Annotated in this window: 4 protein-coding genes; 3 read left to right on the forward strand and 1 reads right to left on the reverse strand. The window is 70.8% G+C overall.

Annotated features, from left to right (window positions below; all coding sequences use genetic code 11):
- Positions 1–53 precede the first annotated feature (53 nt).
- Positions 54–1,112 carry a lipopolysaccharide assembly protein LapB gene (locus tag D7V77_RS45865; protein WP_120581590.1) on the reverse strand — a complete coding sequence of 353 codons (1,059 nt, stop codon included), beginning with the start codon at positions 1,110–1,112 and terminating at the stop codon, positions 54–56.
- Between the two features lie 131 nt (positions 1,113–1,243).
- Here D7V77_RS45865 and xth point away from each other — a divergent pair, with 131 nt between their 5' ends.
- From xth to D7V77_RS46110, 3 genes are all read left to right on the forward strand, one after another.
- On the forward strand, positions 1,244–2,014 hold the full coding sequence (gene xth, locus D7V77_RS40940; protein ID WP_120581591.1) for an exodeoxyribonuclease III: 771 nt from the start codon (positions 1,244–1,246) through the stop codon (positions 2,012–2,014).
- 14 nt (positions 2,015–2,028) lie between these two features.
- On the forward strand, positions 2,029–3,201 hold the full coding sequence (locus tag D7V77_RS40945; protein ID WP_120581592.1) for a threonine synthase: 1,173 nt from the start codon (positions 2,029–2,031) through the stop codon (positions 3,199–3,201).
- Positions 3,202–3,209: 8 nt separating this feature from the next.
- The coding region (locus tag D7V77_RS46110; RefSeq protein WP_368666246.1) for a TIGR02269 family lipoprotein at positions 3,210–3,710 on the forward strand (501 nt) is incomplete at its 3' end.

Below are 3,710 nucleotides of genomic sequence, written 5' to 3' on the forward strand. Positions count from 1 at the left end.
GAACCCGCCTGGGCCATCCCCCCGGGAACGGCGCTGTTTCCTGGTCGCCCGCCCTACGGCGCGACGGGCGGGAGCGGCTCCGGCAGAGCTGGACCCGCCAGGTCGGCCCGGGCCACGCGGCCCACCCGCTCCGCGTTGACGCGGGCCTGCACGTAGCGGGGCGACAGCCGGGTGGCGGCGGCGTAGGCGGCGCGGGCCTCCTCCAGCCGGCCCAGGCGCTCGCAGGCGACGCCCAGGTTGTTCTGCACGTAGGCCACGTGCGGCAGGAGGCTGGCGGCCTGGGTGAGGACCTCCACTGCGCGAGCGTTGTCGTTGGCGCGCAGGTAGGCGAAGCCCAGGTTGTTGAGCGCGTGGCCGTGCTCGGGATCCAGGTGCACCGCCTGCTGGAAGCGCAGGATGGCGGAGGTGAGCTCATGGGCGCCCAGGTGCGCGCGGCCGAGCACCTGGTACACCTCCGCGTCCTCCGGGTCGCGCAGGAGCGCCTCTTCGCCCACGCGGACGGCGTCCGGGAAACGGCCCTCCGACACCAGCAGCCGCGCCTGCCGCACCAGCGCCCCCGCGTCATGAGGCTCCGCCTGACCCAGCCGGGCGTACGCGTCGATGGCGAGCGTCGTGTCCCCGGCCACCCGGGCCGTGCGCGCCAGCTGCGCCAGGGCGTCCGTGGCGCCCGGGTCGTCGTGCAGCGCGCGGCGCAGCTCCGTCACGGCGCCGGACAGGTCCCCCAGGTCGCGCAGGCCCAGGGCGCGGGCTACGTGGTCCACCCGGCGGGCGTGCGTGTGCGGCAGCGCCAGGGCGTCACCGGGGACGGCGGCGTCGGTGGAGGGCTCCACGGGGGCGGCCTCGTCCACGAGGCGCGGGGCGGCCATCGAGAGCTCGTGGCCCGGGGCCTCCAGGGGAAGGGTGGGAGCCGCGACAGGGGCCTGTCCAGCGCGGGCCTCCATGGCGTGGGAGAGCCAGGGCTTGAGCAGGCGGGGCAGGGGGACGTCCTCCCAGGCGGCGAGCCCCAGGGCGGCGAGCGCGGCGGGGATGAGGGCCTTGCGAAGCGCGGGCGGCACGGTGAAGCGCCGGGAGGAGGCGGTGCGACGGGGCCGGGTGCGCGTCTTCGGGTTCATGGCAATCCCCTATTGCGACCGGTGTGCCAACGGAGTTCCCCTCGGGAGGCCGGCGGGTGTGTCCCTGGGGCCACAGGCGCGAGGGGAAAAGCGTGGCAGGGGCGTGGGCCGCGTGCGACGGTCCGCGCCGCATGCGAATCGCGACCTGGAACGTGAACTCGGTGAGGGCTCGGCAGCAGCGGTTGGTCAACTGGCTGAAGAGCGCCCAACCAGACGTGCTGTGCCTGCAGGAGCTCAAGTGCACCGACGCGGACTTCCCCTTCGACGTGGTGAAGGAGGCGGGCTACTTCGCCGCGGTGCACGGGCAGAAGACGTACAACGGCGTGGCCATCCTGGCGAAGACGGAGCCCACGGACGTCATCCGGGGCCTGTCGGACGGGGTGGATGACACGCACGCGCGCTTCATCAGCGCGACGGTGAACGGCATCCGCGTGGTGAGCGCGTACGCGCCCAACGGGCAGCAGGTGGACTCGCCCGCGTACGTCTACAAGCTGGAGTGGTACCGGCGGCTGCGGAACTACCTGGACACGCGCCACAAGCCGGACGACCTGGTGGTGATGGGCGGGGACTGGAACATCGCGCCGGACCCCATCGACGTGTACGACGTGGCGCAGTGGGAAGGGCAGACGCTCTTCACGTTGCGCGAGCGGGACGCGCTCCAGCAGGTGTGTGCCTTTGGCCTGACGGACGCGTTCCGCAAGCTCTACCCGGACGTGCAGAAGTTCTCCTGGTGGGACTACCGGATGCTGATGTTCCCCAAGAACAAGGGCGTGCGAATCGACCACCTGTTCCTCACGGCGCCGCTGGTGCCCCGGCTCACGGCGTGTGACGTGGACCGCGAGGAGCGCAAGGGGCAGCAGCCGTCGGACCACGCGCCGGTGTGGCTGGAGTTGAAGGACTGAGTAGAGTCGGAGGCATGTCCGTCCTCCGACTTGAATGCACGAAGTGCGACCAGACGTTCGCGCCGGGCAAGGTGTGGAACCTGTGCACGGCGTGTCAGGCGCCGCTGTTCGCGCGCTACGACCTGGAGCGCGCGGCGAAGACGTTGCGCAAGGAAGCGCTGCCCGGACGTGAGCGCTCCATGTGGCGCTACCACGAGGTGCTGCCGGTGGATGACCCGGCGCAGCGCCTGACGTTGGGGGAGGGCTTCACGCCGCTGCTCCCCACGCCCCGGTTGGGCTCACGGCTGGGGTTGAAGCACGTCCTGGTGAAGGACGAGAGCGGCAACCCGACGGGCTCCTTCAAGGCGCGGGGCCTGTCCGCCGCGGTGTCCATGGCGAAGGCGCTGGGCGCGAAGGCGGTGTGTCTGCCCTCCGCGGGGAACGCGGGCAGCGCGCTGGCTGCGTACGCGGCGCGCGGCGGGCTGGAGGCGCACGTCTTCGTGCCGAAGGACATCGCGTCGCTGTTCCTGATGGAGACGCGGGCCTACGGCGCGCACGTGGAGACGGTGGACGGACTCATCTCCGACGCGGGCCGGGTGTGCGCGGGGCTGGCGAAGGAGCACGGCTGGTACGAGTGCGCCACGCTGAAGGAGCCCTACCGGGTCGAGGGCAAGAAGACGATGGGCTACGAACTGGCGGAGCAGCTGGGGTGGACGCTGCCGGACGTCATCCTCTATCCGACGGGTGGAGGCACGGGGCTCATCGGGATGTGGAAGGCCTTCGAGGAGATGGAGGCGATGGGGCTGATTGATTCGAAGCGGCCCCGGATGGTGGCGGTGCAGGCGGAAGGTTGCGCGCCCATCGTGAAGGCGCACGCGGAAGGCAAGCCGGACGCGCCCATGTGGCAGGGCGCGACGACGCACGCGCACGGCCTGCGGGTGCCCAAGGCGCTGGGGGACTTTCTCATCCTGCGCGCGGTGAAGGACAGCCACGGCACGGCGGTGTCGGTGACGGAGGAGGAGATCGTCCAGGGCACGAAGGACGCCGCCGCGGCGGAAGGGCTGTTCATGGCGCCGGAGGGTGGCGCGTGCGTGGCGGCGCTCAAGAAGCTTCAGGCCGCCGGGGACGTGAAGCCGGAGGAGACGGTGGTCGTGTTCAACACGGGCACGGGCTTCAAGTACGTGGAGAACATGGCGCCGCTGTGGTGAGCCGCATGATGACGAGGCTCTTCGCGGTGGGTTTGTGCGTGTTGCTGACAGGTTGCGCGTCCGCGCCCTTGCCGGCGCTGGAGGACTGGGGCGCGGCGGAGGATGACGCCTGCGAGGGGCACGACCGGTGTGTGGCGCTGGTCTGTGCTGACGACCTCTGCGGGCTGTATCACTGTGAAGACACCGGTGTGTTGCTGGCACGGGGAGGCATCCGGCCTCCCGTGTCGTCAGCGGCACCTGGTTCAGGTCCCCGGCGCAATTGGGGCAGTGCCCAGCCGCTTCCAGGGGACCGCGAAGCCATCTTCGTCATCCGTTGGTACAACCATCCCGCGCCTCCTCCGCCACCGGATGGCAGGAGGCCTTCCGGCTCGGGATGGGTCAAGCATCATCTCTACCCTCAAGAGGAACGCCTCGCGGAGTTCTTCTGGCGGAGGGGAAGAATCAACGTGCATGACTTCACGATGGTCATTCCCCGTGCGGAGCACGTACGAATCCATGGGCCGGGAGGG

It is taken from the genome of Corallococcus sp. CA041A (assembly GCF_003612075.1).
Taxonomy (GTDB): domain Bacteria; phylum Myxococcota; class Myxococcia; order Myxococcales; family Myxococcaceae; genus Corallococcus; species Corallococcus exiguus.

Excerpts from the sequence above, each read along its gene's own strand:
- D7V77_RS45865 (WP_120581590.1), bottom strand. The coding sequence starts at position 1,112 with ATGAACCCGAAGACGCGCACCCGGCCCCGTCGCACCGCCTCCTCCCGG.
- xth (WP_120581591.1), top strand. The coding sequence starts at position 1,244 with ATGCGAATCGCGACCTGGAACGTGAACTCGGTGAGGGCTCGGCAGCAG.
- D7V77_RS40945 (WP_120581592.1), top strand. The coding sequence starts at position 2,029 with ATGTCCGTCCTCCGACTTGAATGCACGAAGTGCGACCAGACGTTCGCG.